Annotated in this window: 16 protein-coding genes; 4 read left to right on the top strand and 12 right to left on the bottom strand. The window is 47.9% G+C overall.

The genetic code is table 11. The features are described from left to right. Positions 1-75: 75 nt before the first annotated feature. From scpB to ACLHR0_RS27720, 3 genes are all read right to left on the bottom strand, one after another. The gene (gene scpB, locus ACLHR0_RS27730; protein WP_436491015.1) at positions 76-1,305 is read right to left on the bottom strand and encodes an SMC-Scp complex subunit ScpB; all 1,230 of its coding nucleotides are present in this window, start codon (positions 1,303-1,305) and stop codon (positions 76-78) included. A 116-nt stretch (positions 1,306-1,421) separates the two neighbouring features. Next, positions 1,422-2,306: an ATP synthase F1 subunit gamma gene (atpG, locus tag ACLHR0_RS27725; RefSeq protein ID WP_429044454.1), complete on the bottom strand. Its 885-nt coding sequence runs from the start codon at positions 2,304-2,306 to the stop codon at positions 1,422-1,424. Positions 2,307-2,474: 168 nt separating this feature from the next. Continuing rightward, positions 2,475-3,056 (bottom strand): DJ-1/PfpI family protein, encoded by a 582-nt coding sequence (locus tag ACLHR0_RS27720; protein WP_079469564.1) that lies wholly within the window; start codon positions 3,054-3,056, stop codon positions 2,475-2,477. A gap of 218 nt (positions 3,057-3,274) precedes the next feature. Between ACLHR0_RS27720 and ACLHR0_RS27715 the strand changes: the two genes are divergently transcribed. Next, on the top strand, positions 3,275-3,793 hold the full coding sequence (locus tag ACLHR0_RS27715) for a hypothetical protein (RefSeq protein WP_436491014.1): 519 nt from the start codon (positions 3,275-3,277) through the stop codon (positions 3,791-3,793). A gap of 77 nt (positions 3,794-3,870) precedes the next feature. Here ACLHR0_RS27715 and ACLHR0_RS27710 read toward each other — a convergent pair whose 3' ends face one another. From ACLHR0_RS27710 to ACLHR0_RS27680, 7 genes are all read right to left on the bottom strand, one after another. Further along, a complete protein-coding gene (locus ACLHR0_RS27710; protein WP_436491012.1) occupies positions 3,871-5,379 on the bottom strand; it encodes a TlpA family protein disulfide reductase in 1,509 nt (502 codons plus the stop codon). A 9-nt stretch (positions 5,380-5,388) separates the two neighbouring features. Next, positions 5,389-6,738 (bottom strand): RagB/SusD family nutrient uptake outer membrane protein, encoded by a 1,350-nt coding sequence (locus ACLHR0_RS27705; RefSeq protein WP_436491010.1) that lies wholly within the window; start codon positions 6,736-6,738, stop codon positions 5,389-5,391. Positions 6,739-6,748: 10 nt separating this feature from the next. Next, a complete protein-coding gene (locus tag ACLHR0_RS27700; RefSeq protein ID WP_436491008.1) occupies positions 6,749-10,300 on the bottom strand; it encodes a SusC/RagA family TonB-linked outer membrane protein in 3,552 nt (1,183 codons plus the stop codon). 277 nt (positions 10,301-10,577) lie between these two features. Next, positions 10,578-11,741: a FecR family protein gene (locus ACLHR0_RS27695; protein WP_429044442.1), complete on the bottom strand. Its 1,164-nt coding sequence runs from the start codon at positions 11,739-11,741 to the stop codon at positions 10,578-10,580. A gap of 103 nt (positions 11,742-11,844) precedes the next feature. After that, complete coding sequence (locus ACLHR0_RS27690; protein ID WP_429061800.1) at positions 11,845-12,432, bottom strand: RNA polymerase sigma factor; 588 nt, start codon at positions 12,430-12,432, stop codon at positions 11,845-11,847. 129 nt (positions 12,433-12,561) lie between these two features. Next, the gene (locus tag ACLHR0_RS27685) at positions 12,562-14,175 is read right to left on the bottom strand and encodes a RagB/SusD family nutrient uptake outer membrane protein (protein WP_436491006.1); all 1,614 of its coding nucleotides are present in this window, start codon (positions 14,173-14,175) and stop codon (positions 12,562-12,564) included. Positions 14,176-14,215: 40 nt separating this feature from the next. After that, positions 14,216-17,224, bottom strand: coding sequence for a SusC/RagA family TonB-linked outer membrane protein (locus tag ACLHR0_RS27680; RefSeq protein WP_429044435.1), 3,009 nt, complete (start codon positions 17,222-17,224; stop codon positions 14,216-14,218). A gap of 262 nt (positions 17,225-17,486) precedes the next feature. On the opposite strand from ACLHR0_RS27680, the gene ACLHR0_RS27675 reads away from it, so the two are divergent. From ACLHR0_RS27675 to ACLHR0_RS27665, 3 genes are all read left to right on the top strand, one after another. Next, complete coding sequence (locus tag ACLHR0_RS27675) at positions 17,487-18,854, top strand: 3-keto-disaccharide hydrolase (protein ID WP_429044432.1); 1,368 nt, start codon at positions 17,487-17,489, stop codon at positions 18,852-18,854. Between the two features lie 114 nt (positions 18,855-18,968). Continuing rightward, positions 18,969-20,759, top strand: coding sequence for a DUF885 domain-containing protein (locus ACLHR0_RS27670; protein ID WP_436491004.1), 1,791 nt, complete (start codon positions 18,969-18,971; stop codon positions 20,757-20,759). Between the two features lie 360 nt (positions 20,760-21,119). Beyond that, complete coding sequence (locus ACLHR0_RS27665; RefSeq protein ID WP_370911006.1) at positions 21,120-21,476, top strand: MmcQ/YjbR family DNA-binding protein; 357 nt, start codon at positions 21,120-21,122, stop codon at positions 21,474-21,476. Here ACLHR0_RS27665 and ACLHR0_RS27660 read toward each other — a convergent pair whose 3' ends face one another. Both ACLHR0_RS27660 and ACLHR0_RS27655 read right to left on the bottom strand, forming a co-directional pair. Further along, on the bottom strand, positions 21,477-22,259 hold the full coding sequence (locus ACLHR0_RS27660) for a sulfite exporter TauE/SafE family protein (RefSeq protein ID WP_429061803.1): 783 nt from the start codon (positions 22,257-22,259) through the stop codon (positions 21,477-21,479). A 274-nt stretch (positions 22,260-22,533) separates the two neighbouring features. Continuing rightward, positions 22,534-23,871 carry a Gfo/Idh/MocA family protein gene (locus tag ACLHR0_RS27655; RefSeq protein ID WP_436491002.1) on the bottom strand — a complete coding sequence of 446 codons (1,338 nt, stop codon included), beginning with the start codon at positions 23,869-23,871 and terminating at the stop codon, positions 22,534-22,536. Positions 23,872-23,960: the final 89 nt, after the last annotated feature.

Below are 23,960 nucleotides of genomic sequence, written 5' to 3'. Positions count from 1 at the left end.
CTCAGGATTACGCTGATTATACTGATTACTTTGAGTTTTTAAATAAAACAGCGGCTTCGATGAGCCGCTGTTTCTTTATTTTTTTCCGGAATTGTCGTTTTTTTCGTCATTATCGTCGTCTTCATCATCGTCGTCGTCTTCATCGTCTTCCTCTTCTTCCTCTTCTTCCTCCTCATCTTCCACACCGGGTCCGCTGACCACCAGCAGCTTCTCGCCTAAAATGGCATCTTCCATCATATCATCCGGATCTTTATCGCCATCGTCCTCATCATCATCTTCTTCAGTATCTTCTTCTTTCTCCTCTTCCACATCATCTTCTTTTTCTTCTTCTCCGGAGATGACATCTTCCACGATACCATCAGGATCTTCATTCTCTTCGTCGGGGCTATGAGTAGCGGTATCCTTTACGGCATAAGGGTCTTCGTCTTCTTCCTCCCCATCCTCTTCGGTGGTGCTGGTGTCGCTTTCACCTTCTTCTCCGCCGCTGAGTTCTTCATTTACTTCTTCAATAATATCATCAAAACGAACAATTTCATCGTCAGGTTCTACTTCCTCATCTTCTGAGGCGGGCGGCTCTTCTTCGGCGTCCGGGGCGGGGGGCGCCAGGTGATCCAGCTGGTGATCGGGGTCCAGGAGTTCTCCGTCTTCCGACACCATCAGGGAATGGACTGTTTCCGCTTCGGCGGTATGGGTGTTATGTTCTCCCCGGCCGAGGGTAGCGGTATCGTCGGTGATAAGAGTAGGTTGCACCATTTCCTCATCAAATAATTCTTTCAGTTTAGGCAAATCAGCTACGGAGCTGATGCCGAAGTAATCCATAAAGGAGCGGGAAACGGCGTACAGCAGCGGTTTACCGGGTTGGTCTTCGCTGCGGCCGGTAATCACGATCAGTTCCTTTTCCAGGAGTTTCTGGATAGAATAATCGGTGCTTACCCCGCGGATATATTCAATTTCGCCTTTGGAAATCGGCTGCCGGTAGGCGATGATGGCCAGGGTTTCCAGGGCGGCAGTGGAAAGGCGTTTCAGGAATTTATCCCCGTTAAGCTGCGCCACTGTCTGGTAATACTCTTTTTTGGTGAGGAACTGGTAGCCTCCCCCGCTGCTACGTACTTCGAAAGCATAAAATTCAGAGTTGTATTTCTCCCTGATCGCCTCCATAGCGGCTTCCACCTGATCCAGGTTGGTACGGTCTTCCAGAAAAGCCAGTGCATTGTTGAGCAGATCCACTATTTCCAGCAAAGGTAACGGCCGGTCGGCGGCGAAAATTAATGCTTCCACGTGCGGGATGATCTGTGATATTTCCATACGTTAACAGGAGATGTGGATTTACAAAAAAGGTCAAAGACCGAAAATACAGTCTTTGACCCTAATCTGAAAATATTAATTCAGTTGTTGACTTAGTGTTAATAACCCCTCTATCCTTAGTTCGCCAATGCAGCCGCACCACTCACGATTTCTGTGAGCTCGGTGGTAATAGCAGCCTGACGGGCACGGTTGTAAGAGATCTTCAGGGAACGGAGCAATTCGCTGGCGTTTTCTGTAGCCTTATCCATCGCGGTCATACGGGCGCCATGCTCGGAAGCGTGGGAATCCAGGATGGCTTTGAAGAACTGGGTGTTCAGGATCTTAGGCATCAGTTCAGCAATCAGGGTATCTTTTTCAGGTTCAAAGATGAAGTCCGCTTTCAGACCACTCTTTTCCTTATTTTCTACTTTCGCGATTGGCAGGAACTGCTCTGCTACAAAGATCTGCGTAGCAGCATTTTTGAATTCGCTGTAAACGATTTCAACGGCATCGTAAGTACCATCGGTAAAACCCTGCAGCGCTACTGCTGCCGCTTCTTTCACATGATCAAAAGTAAGACTGCCAAAAAGCTGCCAGAACTTATCATTTACTTTGTAACCGTTCTGTACAAAGTGATCATATCCTTTTTTACCAATTGGTAAGATTTCTACCTGGCCCTGTTCAAACTGTTCAGCATACTTTTCGCGGATCACACGTTTAGCTGTTTTGATCAGGTTGGAGTTAAAGGCGCCGCACAAACCCCTGTCTGAAGTGATGACCACAACCAGTACTTTTTCAACCTGACGCTGAGCTGCCAGTGGTGTATCGATATTGCCTTCGCTGTTGGAAACAATATTCTGCAACATTTCCTGGAGCTTTACGGCATACGGACGCATCAGCATGATGGCATCCTGTGCACGTCTTAATTTAGCAGCACTTACCATTTTCATGGCTTTGGTGATCTGCTGACCAGATTGAATAGATTTGATTCGGTTACGAACTTCTTTAAGCTGTCCGGACATATATAAAAATCAATTACGAATTACGAATTATCAATGACCAATGCAGGGATAGCCTCCTGAATTTGGCTGCAAAGGTAAGCAATGGCCGTTTAATTTGAAAATCCGTGGAAAGATAATTTAAACTTTCTTTCCTCTTCTGATAATCAACTATTTATACATACCTATCGGTTACAGGGTGATGCTGGTTCCCAGTACCTGAAGAAACGCTGCAATCCACTGCGGATGAGCCGGCCATGCGGGCGCCGTTACCAGCTTGCCATCTACCACCGCCTCGTAAACATTTACAGATACATAAGTACCTCCGGAAGCGGTTACTTCCGGCGCTACTGCCGGGTAAGCCGTCAGTTTCTTTCCACGTACCACGTCGGCAGCCGTCAGGATCTGGATACCATGACAAACAGCCGCCACCGGTTTATCTTCCAGGAAAAAATGCCTCACCAGCTCCAGCACATTTTTATTCAGCCGCAGGTATTCCGGGGCACGGCCGCCGGCTATTACCAGCGCATCGTAATCAGCACCGGCCACATCGTTAAAAGTGGCATTCAACACAAACCCATGACCCGGCTTTTCACTGTAAGTCTGGTCTCCTTCAAAATCATGGATGGCCGTTTTGATTTTATCTCCTGCCGCTTTATCCGGACAAACCGCATGTACATCATGACCAATCATCTGCAGCATCTGGAACGGAACCATTGTTTCATAATCTTCTGCGTAATCTCCTGTCAGTAATAATATCTTTTTCTGTGCCATAGAATTGAAAGTTTTATTGCGTTAAAAAAGGCTGATGAAGATACGCATTTAGCTTTTAGCAAAAATGCAGCAAACGATCATGGTGTGATCTCCTGCTGCATTTTTTTACTCCCGTAATAATTTTTGTTTAAATTCGGCTATGAATTTATAATTCAAGCCATTAAAGTTTTCATGTTAAGCTCATCATTACCCTATATCAAAGCAAATTCCAGATAGAAATGAAACAATTAACCTATTTTCTTACAAAGAAATTTTATCTGCCACTGTTATTTCTGGGTGCCGTAAGTTTCGGACCAGGGTGTCAGAAAGCAAAACACGCCGATCCCTGTGAAGACGTACTGAGCGAAGGCATGCCTACCCAGGTGGGGATAATGTTTATAGATGGACAAACAGGAGAGAATATTCTTTTGTCAAAAAATATTGATACTGCCACTATAACAATTACCCCGGAGCCGGCAGATCTTCCTTCAGAACGGGGAGTGATAGAAAAACGATCAGGAGCGCCTATGTATGGATCACTGATTTTTCATATTGCTGATACAAAAAAGGGCGCATTCAAATATAAAATAAACATTCCCTCTGTAGGAAGTGCTACCCTGTCTTATATTAATAAGGAAATAAAATCAGACAGTAAATGTAAACCGTTTTATATCAGTGTAACTGATCCTGTAATTGAGGACCATCAGTTTACAGTTTCCCGCACCACCTCCCGGCTGATATTTAAAATAACGCTTTAATTTTCATTTCATCATAACCGGTAACTGCTACTCATAAAATACAGTAGCAGATACCGGTTTATTTTATCTGCCGGCATTTATCCTTCCGCCAGCAATTTATCCAACAATGCCTGTAGCGCAGGATTGGACGGCCGCAGCGCATCAGCACTCACAATCTTCCCATCGGGCCCGATCAGTATAAAACGCGGAATGGCATTGATATTGAATTTCTGGATGAAATCAGATTGAAAATCTTTATCCGCCAGCAGCTGTATGCCTTTCAGGTTTCCTTTCTGCACAAAATCTATCCATTTTTGTTTGTCTGCACTTTTGTCTACCGACAGGCTTACAAACCGGATCTTTTTGTGTTCATACAGCGCTTCTATTTTCGACAAATGCGGGATTTCCATTTTACACGGACCACACCACGTTGCCCACACATCTATATAAACATACTCACCGCGTAAATCTTTCAGGGAAACTTTTTTGCCATTAACATCTTCATAAGAAAAATCGGGAGCAGGCGTATTGTCGCTGTAAGTATTGGCATTGCGGTAAATTTCCCGGATCTCTTTCAGGTAAGCAGGGTGCTTTGCACTAGCCACGTAACTGTTATACAAACTATCCCGCACCGGTTTATCCTTCAGCATTTTTAATGCATTCCGGGTGCCTGTATAAGTGTAATACCGGAGCATAAAAGAATCACTTATTTCACCCTTTGAAATATACAATCCCATCAGGGTCCGTATATTATTATCTTCTACAGATGCTTCAAATAGATGCCTGTACTTGTAGTACTGGATAGTAGAAAGATACTGATCCAGCACCTGTCTGTACCAGGCGGATTGTTGAAACAATGCAGCATCATTCTTATCCCAGTCGCTCATTGTCAGTTTATCCAGCTGCGCACGTTCTGTGCTGTCAAGCCTTTTCACATGCATGGCGCGGCCTGCTTCCTGCATGAGCCGCTGGTATGCTGTATCTTTCCTGTTACCGGTTTCCATCAGTTTATAAAATGCCTCCTGTTTCTTCAGGTCTGTTCCGTAATACAGGCTGTAATGGGCTAACACATATTTACCGTAGTAGGCCAGATCCTTACCGGCCATCTCCCGGAAAAATACGCTGGAGGATTGGTCAAACAAATGTTGTCCATCTTTCACGAAAGCATCCATCTTCCCGATAAATTCCGGAACAGGGGTATACAAAGCTTCCTGCCCAAGCATATGTTCGGGGTCGGTGGCTACATATTTGGATAATGCTTTCCGTGCGTCTGCAGTGGCATTGTTTTCAAAGCTGCCCTTGCCGCTGAAGCGGTAGGTACTATCCGGCGCCAGTGCCATCTGAAGCTGGTAGCCAGGCTCCAGGTATACCTGCCCCACGCCGGTGAGGGAATAAAATCCCTTTGCAGGCAGGGCTACTTTTGAATGAAAGGTGCCGTCTCCATTTACAGGAATCAGCAGGTCGGCGCCGGCCATATTTTTCAGGTGCAGCGGTGTGGTAATATCGTTGCCACTCAATTTTCCTGAAAGCGTAGTAGTCGTTTTCTGCGCAGCAGCGGTTGTAAACAGCAGTGTGCAGGATATCAGTGCGGGAATAATATTTTTCATATAAGATGATTAACGGTCATTTAATTGCATGTCTGGATTAAATTGTTGTACACGGGCGGGGATCTGGAAAACATACTTCTTGCTGCCTGGTTCCAGCGTGGCTTTCAAAGCGCCGGTGCTGTGCACGCTGCGCTCTACCAATGGCATCCGCCCTTCGCGGTCGAGGCGTTTCATATCCATCCAGCGTTGCCCGCGGAAAGCCAGTTCCCTTCTGCGTTCCTGCAACACTTTCGTTAACGCGTCTTCCTTTCCGGTAGCAGTCAGCGGCGTATAAGCGTCTGTTTTAAACCGGTATTTCCGCAGCTCATTCACGATGTTCATGGCGGCCTCGATTTGATTATCACGCGCCAGCATTTCTGCTTTTGTCAGGTACATTTCCTGGAACGTTGTGCCAAAATTGGCATAGCCGTTTGTGCCGGAAAAGTAATAGTCATCAGGAAAGTCGTCAAACGCATAAGTAAGCAACAGTTTCCGGAGATCACCGGGTTCGTATAAATCACTCAGCGCGTGTTGCATGCCCATCATAGAAGGGATCGTATAATCCAACGAACCGCGTTGCCATAGTACTTCCGGGCTCAGGTCCGTTTCCGGGAATGAGTAAGGATCTTCGTAATCATTATAATTAACCATGCTGTGCGGCGCCGTTAATGCCAGGTCGGTATACTTTTTCGTTTTTTCATAATCCTGCATGTAGAGATAGATCCTCGACAGCAAACTATACGCAGCGTACTTTGTGGGCCGGTACTTGTTGAGATTGGTGAGCGGCAGCGATGCGATGGCATCCGTTACATTGGTAAGGATCGTATCCAGTGTTGTTTGTACAGAAGACCGCGGCGGCGTTTTATCGGTCACATTCGTGCTTCTTACCAATGGTAAACCCGGATCATTGGCAGCGGTGGCCGGATTATAGGCTTTTGCAAACAGCGTCAGCAACATGAAGTAACAATCTGCACGGATCACCAGCGCTTCCGCCAGTGTGGAAGCACGGGCTGCCGGTGTACCATCTGTGGTAGCCATTACATTATTGATGATTACATTGGCATTGTAAATAGTGTTATACAGATCGCCCCACGCTGCGGGATTCTCTTTTTCATTCTGGTCAATGCCAGGGCGCCAGTAATAAGCATTGGCTGGCGGTACTGTGCTCAGGTCATCAAATTCCTCGTAATAATCGTCTGTACAATACAACAATGCAGGCGGAAAAGTAAGCGTCATTGACCTGGAATTCAGCATCAGTTGGTAGTCGCTCAGCTTCTCCGGAATTACGATCCCTTTTGGCTTCACTTCCAGGAACTTATCACAGCCGGAAAAAGCAGCGATGGCAAGTAAAAGGATAAAGACAATATTGATTGATCTCATAGATGAATGATTAGAAGTTAGTAAAAAGGGAAATGCTGTAAAGTGGCCGTTGCGGCAATTGGCGCACCCCACTGGTCCGGTCTATCGCTTCCGGATCAATGTCGTTCCCGCTAAACGTATAGTAGAACAGGTTCTGGCCCTGTAACCGGATCTGCGTTTGACTAAGTCCCATCCGTTTTATAAAATTAAACTTCGGGTTATAGGTAATGATCAGGTCACGCAACCGGATATAATCCGCCCGGCGTACGAACTGCGATGCATACTGGTAACCGTAACGGGCATACGAAGAAAAATAGAATGGATCCTGTGCAGCACCTGGTGTAAACCCGGGAATATTGGTATGCAGTTCATCTCCGGCTTTTTTCCAGTAATTGGCAGATCCTTCCAGTAATGATGTGCTGTAAGTACTCAGGTTTACAGGATTGGGCTGTTCTACCCGCATCACATGACCACCATAATACATGAAGAGAAATGACAGGTCAAAAGCGCCTACGGAGAACTGGTTATTCAGGCCCAGTACATATTTGGGAGTGGTAGTACCGTTGTAGATCAGGTCCTCAAATGCTACATCTACCTTTGCATTACCATAAAAATACAGGATATGCTGGCCTCCTTTCCGGTCATACACAAATGGTTTGCCCATGTTCGTTAGTCCGCCGTAATTATAGCTGAATAACGCATCCATCGGGTAACCCTGCCGGTTAATACGGCTACTGGTTATATCCTCTGTACTTTCATATTCACTGGCTTTTACCGCCAGTACTTTATTATTGTTTAATGAAGCGGTAAGACTTGTACGCCACCCGAACCGGCGGTTTTGTACATTCACGGTGGAAATCAGCAGATCCACGCCGCTATTCCGGATAGTAGCGGTATTGGCATTGTACTGGTTAAAACCGCTGGTGGGATCAGCATCGTATTGTCCGAACACATCTCCCGTTCTTTTATAATAATAATCCACAGAACCAAACAGGCGGTTGTTAAAGAATCCGTAGTCCAGGCGCAGGTTATAAGTGCGGGTGGTTTCCCAGCGCAATGACTGGTTCTCGGGTGTTATCACATAAAAGGATGGTTGGGGAACCACAAACACATTGTTCAGCTGCGAAGCCAGGATCAGGAAGGGGCCGTTGTTACTCACCGGCACATTACCATTGAAACCCGTAGTAGCATTCAGCTTCAGCTCACTGATCCAGGTGTTGTCTTTCAGAAAATCTTCCATGTGCAACCGCCAGGCGGCGCCGGCTGACCATAACGGACGATATTTATATTTGGGGTCCACACCAAACAGGTTGGACTGGTCGATACGGTAACTACCGGTAACAATATATTTACTGTTGTAGATATAGGTGCCTTGTGCATAGTAGGAAAGAAAGCGCCGGTCGGCACTGGTTTCATTGACATAATCCCTCATGGCAAGAGCGCCGCCGAACTGGGTTACATCCGGGAAGGCAGAATTGATATAAAGGCTCGCACGTTGCAGGTTAACGGGTCTGCTGATCAGCGATTGTCCGTCATACCCGAAGTAACTGTTAAGATAGCTGTCGTTAGTGGTTTTTCGCTGTTCTACGCCCAGGATACCCGACATTTCATGCCGGCTGTTGGCAGAACGTTTATCAAAATTCAGTTGTGCACGCAGTGTGTAGTTGATGGCTTTCTGATCTGTCCTCCGGAGAATATTACCCTGCGGAATGTCGATGAACATAGGTTTTCCACTGGGGTCTTTGGTGGCTTTAAGGTTCAGCAGCCTGCGTACGGTGTAAGATTGTTCATCCAGGAAGTTGTCCTGGATCCCTTGCTGCCGTTCATAATTACCGCCTACTTCGGCAGACATCCAGTCTGTGATCTTTCCTTCCAGGCGGGCTTGCACCCGAAACGCATTTGTGTTGACCTTAGTTGTATTGGCAGTGAGTTCCCGGTAAGGATAATAAAGCTGGTCATACAATCCCAGGGCGATCAGCCGGTTGTTCCTTGCGCGGTTTACACCAAAGTTGAGATAGTCCCTGTTCACTCCCTGAGCTACCGGCAGCGGGGTACCGTTGGCATCAGCCAGTTTTTCATACGGATAAAAATCATTCATGGGAGCGGTAGTACCTTTCTTCGATTCCGCATGCGAATACACGCCGCGAAAATCCATCTTCAGCCGGTTGGAAAGCTGGTAGGTATTGGCAAAATTCAGGATCAGCTGGTTGTTCTTCGATCCCACATTCACCGGTTGCTCCGCAATGTAATTCACCCCCAGCAGGTAAGTGCTTTTTTCATTTCCGCCGCTTACATCCAGGTTAAGATTGGTGGCCTGCCGTGTACGGAAGTAGAGGTCTTCGTATTCCCGTGTATTATCATAGCTCCCCAGCGAATCCAGTTTCTGCCTTGCTACCTCCGGGCTAATGCGTTTTTGCTGCTCGTCGAAGAGGATGGCAATGGCAGGAGCCATAGGCCGGTCATAAGCGGTATAGCCGATTTCATTCGGATTGGCACGTTTAAACTGTGCTTCCTGTAAGGTCACAAATTCCTTTGCCCCGGCAAACTTCAGGTAGCCAAAATCGGGCGACTGCTGCAACGCAGTGGTCGCGCGCAAACTAAATTTTGCCTTACCGGATTTCCCCCGCCTGGTTTCTACCACAATTACACCGTTGGAAGCGCGCACGCCATAAATGGCCGCGGCGGCGGCATCCCGCAGTACGGAAATAGAAACGATATCAATAGGATTGATAGTGTTAAGGTCTATTTCTGTTGGAAAGCCATCCACCACTATCAACGGCTTCTTTACCGCATCAAAGGTAGAAACGCCGCGGATAGATAACTCGCCGGACTGACTGTTATACACTAAACCAGGGACCTTGCCTTCCAGGCTTTCCAGGAAGTTACCGGTAACGGCTACACGCTGATCGTATTCTTTTTGCGTTATCACAGAAGCGGCGCCGGTCAGCTGATATTTAGGAATCTTTTTATATCCCGTGGAAATGGTTACGTTTTCCAGGTTCCGCACATCTGCCTGAAGGGCGATGCGGATATCGCTGCGGCCATTCACGGCAACTTCCTGCGGGGTATAGCCGATCATCTTTACCATCAGTGTTGCGCCGTCTTCTATATCGGCAGTGATCAGGAAAGCGCCGTCATCATCGGTAACGGTACCACGGGTAGTACCTTTCAACAGCACGGTCACACCAGGCAGGGGTTCCCCCTTTTCATTGACCACCGTTCCTTTTAACAGGACTGGCCGGGCAGCCGCCAGGCTGGTTTGTGCGGGGTTCGACGCCTGCTGCGGCCGGGGCCTCCCGGTTACAAGGATGGTATTGTTCCGGATCACATATTTCAGCGGTTGCTCCCTGAACGCAAGGTCCAGGAACGTTTCCAGTTGCATGTTATGCGCATCTACCGTCACCTTTCTGGCATCTTTCAACAGGTCAGCATTATACACCACCAGGTACCCGGTTTGCTCCCTGATGACGGAAAACGCTTTCTCAAGCGGTACATTTTTTCCGGAAAAGGTGATCTGTTGCGCATAGCTGCCCGCGGTTACATGCAGGAATGCAGCTGTAAGAAGAAGCATGGTCAGTTTCATGACTTTCAGTATTGGGATCCCCGTTCGGTAAAGGGATCCTTCGATTTTAGTTGACAACCGGGCGCTGCACATAGCTGGTGCTCCAGGGGCATGCGGACGTCGCATACCTTTCCCGGACCGGTTACAAAGAGCATTTAATTGCATAGCTTTGCAATGGTTTAGTTGATAAATAAGCAGTCTTGTGGGACTTGTTTTCTCAGTTAAGCCAATCTTTAACCGGAAGTGCTTCGAACCGCTTCCGGTTTTTTTGTGGCATATGACCTGGTTGATAAAAAAATTAAGGCATGACCGTCAGTTTTCTTCCCGATAATTTAAAATGAACCCCTGATTCCTGCAGGAATTCCAGCACGTCTTTCAGTTCAAGGTCCCGTCCCATTTCACCACCGAAAGTAATGGCCGGGATATTTTTTTCATATACTACTTCTACATCATACCAACGGGCGATTTGCCGCATTACCACTTCCAGCGGGGCTCGCTGGAAATTGAAGATGCCGTTTTTCCAGGCAATTGCCTGACTGGTATTGGCATGCGCATCTACCGTAATGGATCCGGCTACCACCGCCTGTTCACCGGGTAACAATACCTTGCTGGCGGTAGCGGATTTTACGAGTATCTTTCCCTGCAGCAGGGTAGCCCGTAATGCCGATTCATCCGTATAGGCGTTCACGTTAAAGCTGGTGCCCAGTACCTGGATGGCCGTGCCGTTGTCTGTTTCCACGGTAAAAGGTTTGCGGGCATCAGCGGCCACTTCCAAGTAGGCTTCTCCCGTAATCATCACATTCCTTTCTCCTGCGGGAAAAGCAACCGGATACCGGATAGAAGATGCGGCATTGAGCCAAACGGTGGTACCATCCGGCAGTATTACCTGGAACTGGCGGCCCCTTGGCGTAGCCACCGTGTTGTAGGCAAGTGAAGCGGATGAAGATCCATTCCGGCTGTTGTACAACAACTGTCCGTTCCGGAGCTGTACGTCGGTGCTTCCCTGCTGCGTGATCACGCCGTTTTTCAGGCTGTCCAGTACCACCTGCGAACCATCCGCAAGAGTAAGTATGGCGCCTTCCCTGCCTGGATGGATGATGTTGTTGGAGCGTTGCGCTATTTCCATATGTGCTTTCGGACGGGTAAGGAAATAAAGGCCCGTACCCAGCAATAATAAAACCGCTGCCGCCGCCCACCAGGTGCGCATGCCCACCACTCCTGCACGCGGGAGCGGAGCAGTGCGACGGTTCGCTTCTTCCAATATGTAACTAAATACTACCTGTTTATCTGCCGGCATTTCACCAGGGTAGCTACTTTTTTGCAACACCGCTTCTATTGCGGCTTCCTGCATATCTACGTCTCTTTCTTCCAGCACCCATTGCCGGAAGCGCTGCAATTCCTCTGTGGTAATGCTATCGTCCAGGAATTTTTGTACAAGGTGCTGAAATTCGGATGGCGACATAATGATGCGTTGTTAAAATGGTAATAGTACCTGCAACCCGAAGGTCATTCCAGGTAAAGACAACCAGATAAGCAGGGGTAAGACGTTTGGAAAAAAATATTTTTTATCTGTAGAGGAAAAAGATCACGATTCCCAGTTTACCGGCATTTTTGCCAAGATGCCTGCGAATCGCCAGGAGGCAGCGGACCATATAGGTTTTGGAAGAAACAACGGAAATATTCATGCGGCGGGCAATCTCTTCATGCGTTAACCCTTCCTGCCGGCTTAGCAGGAATACCGTTTGCATTTGTGGCGGCAGGTTTTTAATGGCCTGATGAACAGATGTTTCCAGCTCCTTATATTCTATCCGTTCCTGCGGCGTTAAATTATTGTCCCTGAAATAAGCATGCAGCATCTCCCCGTTCTCTACCGGCAGCACCTTTTTCTTTAGCTCATTGCGGATTACATTCCTGGCCACTGTAAACAGCCAGGCATCAAAGCGATCTACACCGGCCAGTTTTAACCGGTTCATCCATATCCGGATAAAGATTTCCTGTGTGAGGTCCTGCGCCAGTTCTGCTGATTTCGTAAAATGCAGCGCATTCATATACATCCTGTCCGAGTACCGGTCAAATAATACCCGGTACGCCTGCTCGTCTCCGGCAGCTACCTGCCGGAGCAGTTCCCGCTCGTTGTCTGAATTATTGGACATCCTGAAATATGCTACCCTCCTCAGCTATTGGTTGATTTCTGCTAAAAGTAGCAAAAAAGGTCAAAAAAGGGGCTGACCAATTTTACCTGGCCAGCCCCTTTTTGATTTTTTTTTAAAAAGAAAGAAGTATTAATATCCCGGGTTCTGCGGGAACTCATTCACTGTTCTATCGATCTGGTCCTGCGGAATAGGCCGCAGCATATGTGTAAGCTTGATGTTACTACGTGCTTCGTCGTTATGCAGCTTCACCCTTTCCACCAGTTTATGGGTGCGGGTGAGGTCAAACCAGCGCAATTGTTCACCTACCAGTTCCCGGCCTCTTTCATCCAGGATAAAATCGATGGTCATGTCTGCGGCGGTTACGGTCATCGCATCACGGTTAGCCTGTGTTTCGGCAGGTGTAGCGCCAATACGTGCAGATCTCCAGCGAACCACATTTACGAGGTCGGCGGCTTCCTGTTTTTTGCCATCCATCATCAGCGCTTCTGCTTCTATCAGGTAAGCTTCGGCAAGACGCATGGCGATAAAGGGTCTTACGCCGGAAGCCTGGTTATCCGGACGGAGCGCATCGGCAAATTTATTCAAAGAAGGATACAGCTTTTCAGTGTACAATCTTGGCGGCACCAGCATATAAGGTTTGGTGGCAATCACTGCGTCGGGTACGTCATAACCAGGCAGGAACACCGCGGTATCGCCCATTTTCAGGTTGTCAACCGGTGCATTGGTTCTCCACAGGGTGGTGTAGAATTTTTCATAACGTACATCGTGTACCCTGTCTTTATACAGTGTGTCGATCAGGAACTTTGTAGGTCTGAAACGCTTCCAGGGCGTGCCATTGGCCAAATCGCGCTTCATTCCTTTCAGCACATCGTACTGCATCAGGAAAAAGCGGCAGGCGTTGTTATCAGCGTAACCATACAGCGGGTCGGTGGTATACTGCGCTGCCCAGATAGTTTCATCGTTGTTTTCTTTTCCCTGTGCCCATACCTGTCCAACGTCGGTGAGTAATTTGAAACCATAGTTTTTAATGACCATGTCGGCGTATTTGGCGGCATTGGCATAGTCTCCTGCTTTTGCCTGCGGAGAGGAGGCGCGGGTCAGGTAAACCCTTGCCAGCAGGTGCTCTGCGGCGGGCTTGGTGGCACGGCCCCATTCTGCCTGTGTAGCCGGCAATTCAGCTTCTGCTGCAAGCAGGTCGTTGATCACGGCATCGTAGATGGCAGATACGGAGTCGCGGTGAGCTTCTCTTATAATTTCCGCATTTTCGTGCAGGCGTAAGGGTACGGCGCCAAACATCTGCATGAGTACAAAATGATAATGCGCCCGGCAGAACAGCGCTTCTGCCACGCCTTTTTTCTTTGTTGCTTCCTCGAGGTCGGGGACCTTGTCGGCCCGGTCTACCACCACGTTACAGGTGTTGATGGTTTGATAGAAACTGTTCCACACTTCCCTGATATGATCGTAGCGGGAATCCAACTGTGAAGTATACTGACTTGTAAATTTGAAGTTACCGTCGGAACCGTTGGTGATAATATCGGTACCGGTTTCCGTAAGCGTCATACCGCGTTCCGTGCTGTAGAAGTTGCGCATAGACACGTAAGAGCCATTCACGGCTGTTTGAAAGCCGGCTTTAGTATTATAGAAATCATCTGTTACGTTGGTGACAATCTCTTCATCCAGCATTTTATTGCAGGAGGCGGTACCAACGGCCAGCAGTATGATGAGAGGAACTATATATTTCATAACGTTTTCTTTTAAAGATGTTTAATCAGGATCCGTTGATTTAAAATTTGGCATTTATTCCGAACTGCAGCATCCAGGTGGCTGGTGCATCGATGCCGATCACATTTACGTCTTCAGGATCAACTCCTTTCCAGGTTTGGCGGTAAGGCGCCAGGATCATGGGATTTTTCACTCCTACGTTTACCCGGAGATCCTGCATGCGCATATGTTTCACCACTGCGTCCGAGAAGGCGTAGCTGAGTGTTATGCTCCTGATCTTAAAGAAGGAACCATCAAAGTAGCTCAGCGACTGGTAGTTGCTGGGTCTTTCCTGGTTGGCATTAGGCCGCGGGAAATCGTTGGTAGGATTGGCCGGTGTGTTATAGTCGATATTCAGGTTATTATAACGGCCAAACAGGGTGTTATAGTTCTGGTAGAAATCACTTTTGATCATGCTTCCCATACGGGCAAAGGCCACGATGGATAATTCAAATCCTTTATAGGAGAAGCGCTGGGTGGTACCTGCAGACCATTTAGGCTGCGGGGAGCCCAGGATCTGGCGGTCGTTCTTAGCATCAATGAGGGTATCTTTATTTACATCTTCCAGCCTGATTTCTCCTGGCTTCAGGTTGTAAAGTTTAGCCAGCTGGGCATCCTTTTCCTGCCATACGCCGACCTTCTTAAAATCATAGTATACATAGGTAGGCTGACCCACAAACCAGGCGTTTCCAATATCGGCTGTTCTGCCATCGCCGAGCGACAGGATCTTGGACCTGTTCAGGAACATGTTGGCGTCCATTTTCCAGCTGAACCCATTAGGGTTGTCGATAATGGTGGCGCCTATTCCGAATTCAAAACCGCGGTTCTGGGAAGTACCGAGGTTCATCAGCACTTCATTAAACCCATTGCTGAACGGGAGCGATTGTGGCATGAGCAGGTCGGTAGTGCGTTGGTTGTACCACTCCACCACACCGGTGATACGGCCGTTGAGGAATCCGAAATCAATACCAATATCGGTAGAGGTGGTAGATTCCCAGGTGAGATTAGGATTACGCAGATCGAGCGGTACAAAGCCCAGTACGCCTTTATTTCCGAAGGAATAAGGAATCCTGCTCAGGTTACCCTGTGTAGCATATGGATTAATACCGGTGTTACCGATACGGCCAAAGCTGGCGCGCAGTTTCAGGTTATCCAGGACTTTCTGTTCTTTCAGCCACTTTTCACTTACCATGTTCCAGGCTGCTGCAATGGAGGGGAAATAACCCCATTTTTTGCCGGGTGCAAACCTGGAAGATCCATCCGCGCGAAGGGTGAGGGTCAGGAGATAGCGATCATCATACCCGTAGTTCAAACGGCCCATATAGGAAAGGATGGTCCAGGAACTAAGGCTGCTGGTTACGCCGGTTACGTTGAGCGACTGACCCAGGTTGTAATATTGTTGTGTTTCTACCGGGATACCTCTCACGTTGGTAGTAGAAATATCTACATTCTGACGTTGCACGCTGTACAAACCGGTGAAGCCGATATTATGTTTTTTGATTTCTTTGTTGTAGGTAACGATGTTTTCAATGGTATACGCCATGGTAGCAGCGTTTCCTTTGGTAGCTGTAGCGTCGCCACCGCCGATCAGCAGGTTGGTATTGTTTTTACCCTGGAAAAGACCATAGTTATAGTTCTGCACATCCGGACCTACGTTGAGGCGGTATTTCAGACCATCTATGATTTCCACTTCTGCGAACAGGCTGGTGAAGATGCGGAAACGTTTCATTAATTCAACGCGGTTGCCGGGTACATAATCCAGTAACGGGTTAGGCTGCTGGCTATCGCCGGTGGGATAGGTGATCAGCTTTCCATTGTCGTCGTACGGAGCGGCGATGGGCAGCATTTTCAGGGCATTGTCTATCCCGTTGTAGGTTTCGCCGTTACGTTCACTGTAAGCGCCCAACAGGGTAGCTCCCACGCGAACGCGGTCGCCGATCATCTGGTCGATGCCCACATTGAAATTATAACGCTCGTAGTCCTGCAGTTTCAGTACGCCCTGGTCTTTGAAGTAGCCCAATCCCACGGTGTATTTTGTTCTTTCCGTACCGCCGGCTACGCTGAGGCCGTGATTGGTTTGATATCCGGGAGAGATCATCAGGTCCTGCCAGTCTACGTTTGTGCCTTTCTGGATATTCGCGTATTCAACGGTATTAAATATTTTCTTGTCGGAGGCATCGGGGTTGGCATCATCGTATTTACCGATGGTGCGGTTAGCTTCCCGGCGCATTTCTATGAAGCGGTTAGCGTCCATCATATCGGATTCGCCGAGCTGTTGTACATAACCGTAGGAGCCGGTATAGGAAACCACGGGTTTTCCTTCCTTGCCTTTCTGGGTAGTAATGAGTACTACGCCATTAGCGCCCCTGGAGCCATAGATAGCCGTTGCAGAGGCATCTTTCAAAATATCCATCGATTGTATTACTCCCGTACCGATATCGCTGAGTGTACCGGCGTAAGGGATCCCGTCTACTACATAGAGGGGGTCATTGCCGGCTCTGAGGGAGCGGCTGCCGCGGATACGCACAGTGGGTTCATCACCGGGTTTGCTGCTGTTGTTGAGTACTTCCACACCGGGAGCGCGGCCCTGTAGGGCTTGCTGCGGGTTGGTTACCGGTACGTCCTGGATAGCTTTGGTACCTACGGAGGAAATGGAACCTGTTACATCTTTTTTCTTCTGCTGGCCATATCCCACCACCACAATTTCTTCCAGTTTTTTGCGGTCTTCTGTTAAAACTACGGAAACGATTGCACGACCTTTTACAGGTTCTTCATAGGTGTTAAATCCGATGTAGGTAAATACGAGTACTGCGTTGGCGGCATCTGTAACTTTGAGCCGGAAATGTCCCTGGGCATCTGACTGGGTGCCTGCATTTTTCCCTTTGATAGAAACGGTTACGCCTACCAGTGGTTGCTTCTGGGCGTCGAGAACATTACCTTCTATGGTAATTGGGGTGCCTTGTGCCTGGGTGAGTTGGTAGAATAGCAAACATGCTATCATACAGATAAGACGTGAAAAAACTTTTTTCATAACGTAGTTTATAATGATTGTAGATAAAGAGTATTACTTTTTCGATTTTGGCTGTTGCTACGTGGATACTTTCGGAACCAAAATAAGATATTTTTACATTGCTGCAATCGTTTGCATGAATATTTTTATTTCTAATTCTGTAAAACCCCATATTGGTCAGATTATCATGTGGTTAAAAAATAAAAAATAAGATTAAAGTTTTGCAATCGGTTGTAAAAATCATTTTCATTGTTTATTTTGGTCACCTTATTCCGTTTAAGTTATGAAAAAGACGATCCTTTTATTTGGCACCCTGCTGTGTATGTATGGTGGCCTTTTCGCTCAGAAAGCCCAGTGGCAGCAGCTTTTCAATGGTAAAGATCTGAAAGGCTGGAAACAACTGGGGGGTGAAGCAAAATATAATGTGCAGAATGGCGAGATCGTGGGCACCACGGTGATGAATACGCCTAACTCTTTCCTTGCTACTGAGAAAGAGTACGGCGACTTTATCCTGGAGCTGGAATTCAAGCTGGGCAAGGAATTCAATTCCGGGATCCAGTTCCGCAGTCAAAGCAGGCCTGACTACCAGAATGGCCGTGTATTTGGCTACCAGATGGAGATTGACCCATCCGACCGTAAATGGAGCGGTGGTATTTATGAAGAAGGCCGCAGAGGCTGGCAGTACCCGATGGAACTGAACCCTGCCGGTCAGAATGCCTTTAAAAAAGACGGCTGGAACAAATACCGCATCGAGTGCCGCGGCAATGAAATGCGTACCTGGGTGAATGGCGTGCCTACTGCCCACCTGGTAGATACCGCATTACCAAAGGGTTTCATCGCTTTACAGGTGCATAGCATCGGCAAAAATGCGGCAGACGACAACAAAAATATCTACTGGAAAAATGTAAGGCTGATAGAAAACCCGGCTGCTTCCCAGTATTCTCCCTACGACAACATCTACGTTGTTAATAATGTGGATAACACTATTTCCGGCCAGGAAAAGAAAAACGGCTACCAGCTGTTGTGGGACGGAAAAACCAGCAAAGGCTGGAGGGGCGTGTATAAAAAGAATTTCCCCACTGCCGGCTGGACCATGCAGAATGGTGTGCTCACCATTGGTAATTCTACGGGAGATGAAGAAGGCAGCGGCGGCGACATTATTACGGAGAAACAATACGGTGCTTTTGAACTGGAATTTACCTTCAAACTCACGCCGGGCGCCAATAGCGGGGTAAAATACTTCGTGAGCGAGTCCTACGAAACAGGAGGCAAGTCGGCTATCGGGCTGGAGTACCAGGTACTGGACGACGAAAAGCACCCGGATGCCAAATTAGGACGCGATGGAAACCGTACTTTAGCAAGTCTTTACGACCTCATGACAAGAAAACAGGAAAAACGTGCCATCAACCCTATTGGAGAATGGAACAAAGGTCGTATTATTGTGTATCCAAATAATCACGTAGAACACTGGTTAAATGGATTTAAAGTGTTGGAATACGAGCGTGGCTCCCAGGCCTTCAAGGATCTGGTGGCGATCAGCAAGTATAAAAGCTGGAAGAATTTTGGTCTGTGGCCTGAAGGGCACATCCTTTTACAGGACCATGGTAATGAGGTTTCTTTCAAAAGTATTCGTATAAAAATTCTTAAATAATATTTTTTACCTTTTTTTTCATTGTTCACTGTTCTAAATAAGCATTCCGATTCTTCGGAATGCTTTTTTTCTTGGATAAAACGGTAAATTACTACCTGTTCACAACCCATCAATATGAAAATGTTACAACGAAAAGGCTACCTCCTCCTGTCGGGGGCTTTGCTGGCCGCGGCTTGTCAGCAACCGGGCAGTCATAGTAATCCGCAGGCCACGCAGGACTCCCTGCGTCAACTGGCCACGCGGTACTACAATGAAAGCATGGCCCTGAACCCGTTGCAGGCTACCCAGAACGGGGAAAACCAATACAACGACCAGTTGCCGATAGATATCAGTGAAGGCTACCGCGTAAAAGCCGATTCTTTCTATGCCAGCTACCAGCAGGCAATCAAAGGCATTGATACAGCGGTACTCTCCGGCAACGACCGTATTACCTATGACATGTTGCAACGGGAGTTCAGCATCAACCGCGAGGGGCTTACCTTTCACGATCACCTGATGCCAGTGCAGCAGTTCACCTGCCTACCCATCACACTGGCGCAACTGGGTTCCGGTTCTTCCGCCCAACCTTTTAAAACGCTAAAGGACTACCATAACTTCATGCATCGTATGGAGCGCTTTGCCATATGGACCGACACCGCCATCGCCAATATGCGCAGGGGAATGGCCACCGGCTATGTATTGCCGCAAAGCCTGGTGGTGAAAGTGATTCCGCAGGTAACAGACCTGGCAAAAAAAGATACTGCCAACAACGTATTCTATTCGCCGCTGAAAACGATCCCGGATTCGCTGGATGCAGCCACCAAAGCAACCCTGGTGAAAGAGTACAGCGCGGCCATTGAAACACACATCCTGCCTTCTTTTGCAAAGCTGCGCGACTTCATGCAGCAGGAATACCTCCCTAAGGCCCGCACCAGCAGCGGCATTGGCGCTATTCCTGATGGTAAGGCGTATTATGCTTTCCTGATAAAAAGCTGGACGACCACCGACCTTACCCCCGAAGAAATTTTTGCTTTGGGAGAAAAAGAAGTAGCACGGATCCGCGGTGAAATGGAAGCAGTGAAGAACAGCACTGGCTTCAAAGGCGATCTGCCGGCCTTTTTTGCATCGGTGCGTACTGATAAGAAGCTGCGCATCTTTAAAACACCTGCTGCTGTCCTGGATTCTTTCAAAGCCATCGAGGACAAGATCATGCCGGGTGTAAAAAAGATGTACGGTCATCTTCCCAAAACAAAATTTGAAATCCGCCAAACCGAAGCTTACCGGGCTGCTTCCGCTTCCGCAGAGTATATGCAGGGCAGCGCCGATGGTACAAGACCGGGCGTATTTTACGTGCCTATCCTTGATGCAGCGGACTTTTCATATACCGGTATGGAATGCCTTTTTTTACACGAGGCCATTCCAGGTCATCATTTCCAGATTTCCCTGCAACAGGAAAACGACTCCCTGCCTAAGTTCCGCCGTTTCTCGTGGATTGGCGCCTATGGCGAAGGTTATGCCCTGTATTGTGAAAGTTTAGGAAAAGAACTGGGATTATACACCGATCCATATATGTACTTTGGCCGTTTAACAGATGAAATACACCGGGCTATTCGTTTAGTCGTGGATGTTGGTTTGCATACCAAAGGCTGGACCCGTGAGCAGGCCATCAAGTATATGATGGATAATGAGCCGGTATCCACACAGGAAGCTACCGCTGAAATTGAGCGGTACATGGCCATTCCCGGCCAGGCGCTTTCCTATAAGATCGGGGAACTGAAGATCCGCGGACTGCGGAACCAGTATACAAAGTCGCTCGGCAGCCGGTTCAGCTTATCATCTTTTCATGATGAGTTGCTGAAAGATGGTTGTGTGCCACTGTCGGTGCTGGAACAAAAAATGGCGCGCTGGGCAGCTGCCCAACCTTAATAAAGGCTTATCCATATTGACTTTCGGCTTGTATTACACCCCTGGGGGTGATAGTACAAGCCGAAACTTTTTTGCCTGGAAGGGATTAAATTTCGATTAAGAAAAAAAACGATGTTCCCTTGAAATACCCGCTGGTACGGGGCAAAGGAATTTCCTGCCGGAAGGAAAGTTCATTTTAACATTCAGGATTGGTTTTTATTTCCTATTTTTATAGGGCAGTTTCATTCACTATTTACAGCTTAGATTTACGTTAACCACACATACTTCATATTTTAATATGTTAGTCTGTGCATGTAAACTATTGACACATGTCGTCCTTAAAAAACGGCCCTAAATAATATTCTTTTAAAACCTGCTGCTATGTTTGATCATACCCTTGATCTGTGCCGGTCACTTCCGGCTGTCATCACTGAACAAAAGTGGGACAACGAATTGCGCTTTTACGTAGGCGAAAAATTATTCTGCATGATATCCCTGGAGCCGCCTCACCGGGTATCGTTTAAGTGCAGTCAATCGCAGTTTCATGAATTGATTTCGAGACCTGGTATTGTACCGGCCCCTCACCTGGCGCGGTATCACTGGGTGCAGCTGAAACAGGAAGATATGCTGCCGGCTACCGAGCTGGAAACATTCCTGCAGAATGCCTACGAAATTATCGTGAGCAGCCTGCCCCCTTATGAGCAGGAAGCCATCCATAAGATGAAGGCGCATGCCTGATTACTTCCAGATAGTAAAGAAGATATCGTATACCCCAAATACGATAAGGGTAAGTGCAAATAATTTTTCGAGGACGGGCGTTTTCATTTTCACCGCCGTTTTGGCTCCCAGCCAGGAAGCAGGGAATGCAGTAAGCGACAGCAGCAGCGCTATATTCCAGTCTATATGACCCAGCCACCAGTGCGTTAAAGCGCCGGGTATGGATAAAACAGCCGATAACACTACCGCACAGGCCAGCGCCTGTTTAATGGGCATTTTTAATTTCTTTATAAAGAAAGAGCTGAACAATATCCCACCGGCATTTGCCAGCAGCCCTGATAAAAACCCGATAAACAAAGCGGCTACCACTAATTTACCCGCCGGCACATCTTCACTTACTACGGTTAATTCACCAGTTGATTTACTGCGCAGAAAGGAATACATGAGCGACATACCTGTGGCCATGATAAAGAGGGCTGTCATGATCATCAGCGTTTTGCCGGGCAGGTAACTGCTGAGCCAAGACCCAATGACAGTGGCCGGGACACCGAAAGCAGCCCCCAGCAGGATCACCCGTTTATTAAACAGTTTCTCCTTACTGTATACTGCCGTGGCAGATAAAGTACTGGTGATAGATGCCGGCAGCGGCGATGCCAGTGCAAAAAACGGGTTTACGCCTGCAAAGATCTGCAGGGCTGGTGTGCTGATGGCACTGCCCCCTTTCCCTAATAAACCGGACAAATAGCCTACTACTAAGCCTATCAGCAATACTGACAGGTACTGAGATTGTTGTAAAAACTCCATTCAAATCATCCCTCCGGGGAACGCGCAACTTTTGTGGTTGGTGTGGTTGGTTATAAAAATTACAGGTAGGTCAAAAGTAGGGGATCATTATTAATTACAACGATAACTAAAAGTTATGGGGGATAACAAGATATTATATTTATTGTTAGCCTATAAACCCAATAGGAGAAAGGGTTTATAACTTCGTAAAGATAGGAATTCCGGGTAATAGTACAAGCATTTTTTTACAAATTTTGTGCTTGCAGCACTATTACCCGGAACCCGTTTTACTGATTTATGCTTTCGGTGTCCAGCCTTTTTCATACTCCCTTTCCCACATTTTCATGGCTTCCTTATCGTTCAGGATATGGCCATTGGAAGGATCGGTATGAAGGATGCGGCCGGTGCGTTGCGCTATATTGCCTAGCAGGCAAAGCAGCGTACTGCGGTAACCGATATTGATTTCGGAGTTGAGGGTAGCGTTGCCGCGGATACTTTCCAGGAAGTTGTTGATATGCACAGCGTCATAAAACTCACCGGCGGGACTAACGGTATTGGTTACACTCTGGTTAGGATTGGCGGCCTGTTTTACTTCTTTGATCACTTTACCTTTGGTGTCGATCAGTTTGTAGCTGTCGCCGCCGGAATTATACAGGCTTCCGTTTTCGCCAAACAGGGTAAATCCGCGGCCGCTGCCTTCCAGGTTAAACGGGCTACAGCTGCGGCCTTCCCAGGCGATGGCTTTATTGCCTTCAAACTCGAAGTTCAGGGTTTGGGTATCCGGTGTTTCCCAGTCATCCTTGGCATAAGCATACCGCCCACCGGCAGAAGTGACTTTGGTAGGGAATTCCACATCCATAAACCAGCGGAGGCAATCCAATTCGTGGGTAGCGTTGTTGCAGGTTTCGGAGGTACCCCAATGCCAGCGCCAGTGCCAGTTGTAGTGTACAATGTTATCCAGGTAATCGCGGCGGGGAGCGGGTCCCTGCCACAGGTCCCAGTTGAGCGTACCTGGAACCGGGATCTTTTTCCCAATACCAATGGGTTCGCGGTTATTTACATACCACCCGCGGCCATAATACACTTTTCCCAATACGTTTTGCTCTTTCACTTCTTTTACTGCCTGCTGGAGATTAGGCCAGGAGCGGCGCTGGTTTCCCATCTGCACGAGGCGGTTGTGCTTTTTTGCCGCTGCCAGCAGTATTTCGCCTTCGCCCGGATTGTGTGCACAGGGTTTTTCCACGTACACATGCTTACCTGCCGCCGTGGCCATGATGGCCGCAGGAGCGTGCCAGTGGTCGGGCGTTGCCACGATGAGTGCATCAAAATCTTTCCGTTCCAGTAGTTTCCGGATGTCCTTAATTACTTCCGGTTTGCGGTCCTGAGCGCCCGCAATGGCCTTGAGCCCTTTGGCGATGGCGCCGTCTTCCACATCGCAGACATAGCCTATTTCAGCTCCGGGCAGTTTCGCTGCACACTGTGCCAGCCAGTTGCCCCTGGAATTAACACCCATTACGCCCAGTACCAATTTGTTGCTGGGGGCATTTTTTCCAAATACGGGGAAATTGAGGATGGTTAATCCTGCTCCCAATCCGGCCATGCTACCGGTTTTGAGAAAATCTCTTCTTTCCATAACGGTGATATTATTTATTCGTTTCAATCGGTTGCATGAATGTAGAAAAATAAATCAGTGATGGGGGAGTTTTTTTGATGAACGCGCGA

This window comes from Chitinophaga sp. ARDCPP14 (assembly GCF_051362515.1).
Taxonomy (GTDB): domain Bacteria; phylum Bacteroidota; class Bacteroidia; order Chitinophagales; family Chitinophagaceae; genus Chitinophaga.
The sequence above is the reverse complement of the archived record's forward strand: the minus strand, read 5'-3'. Positions and strand labels throughout refer to the sequence as shown.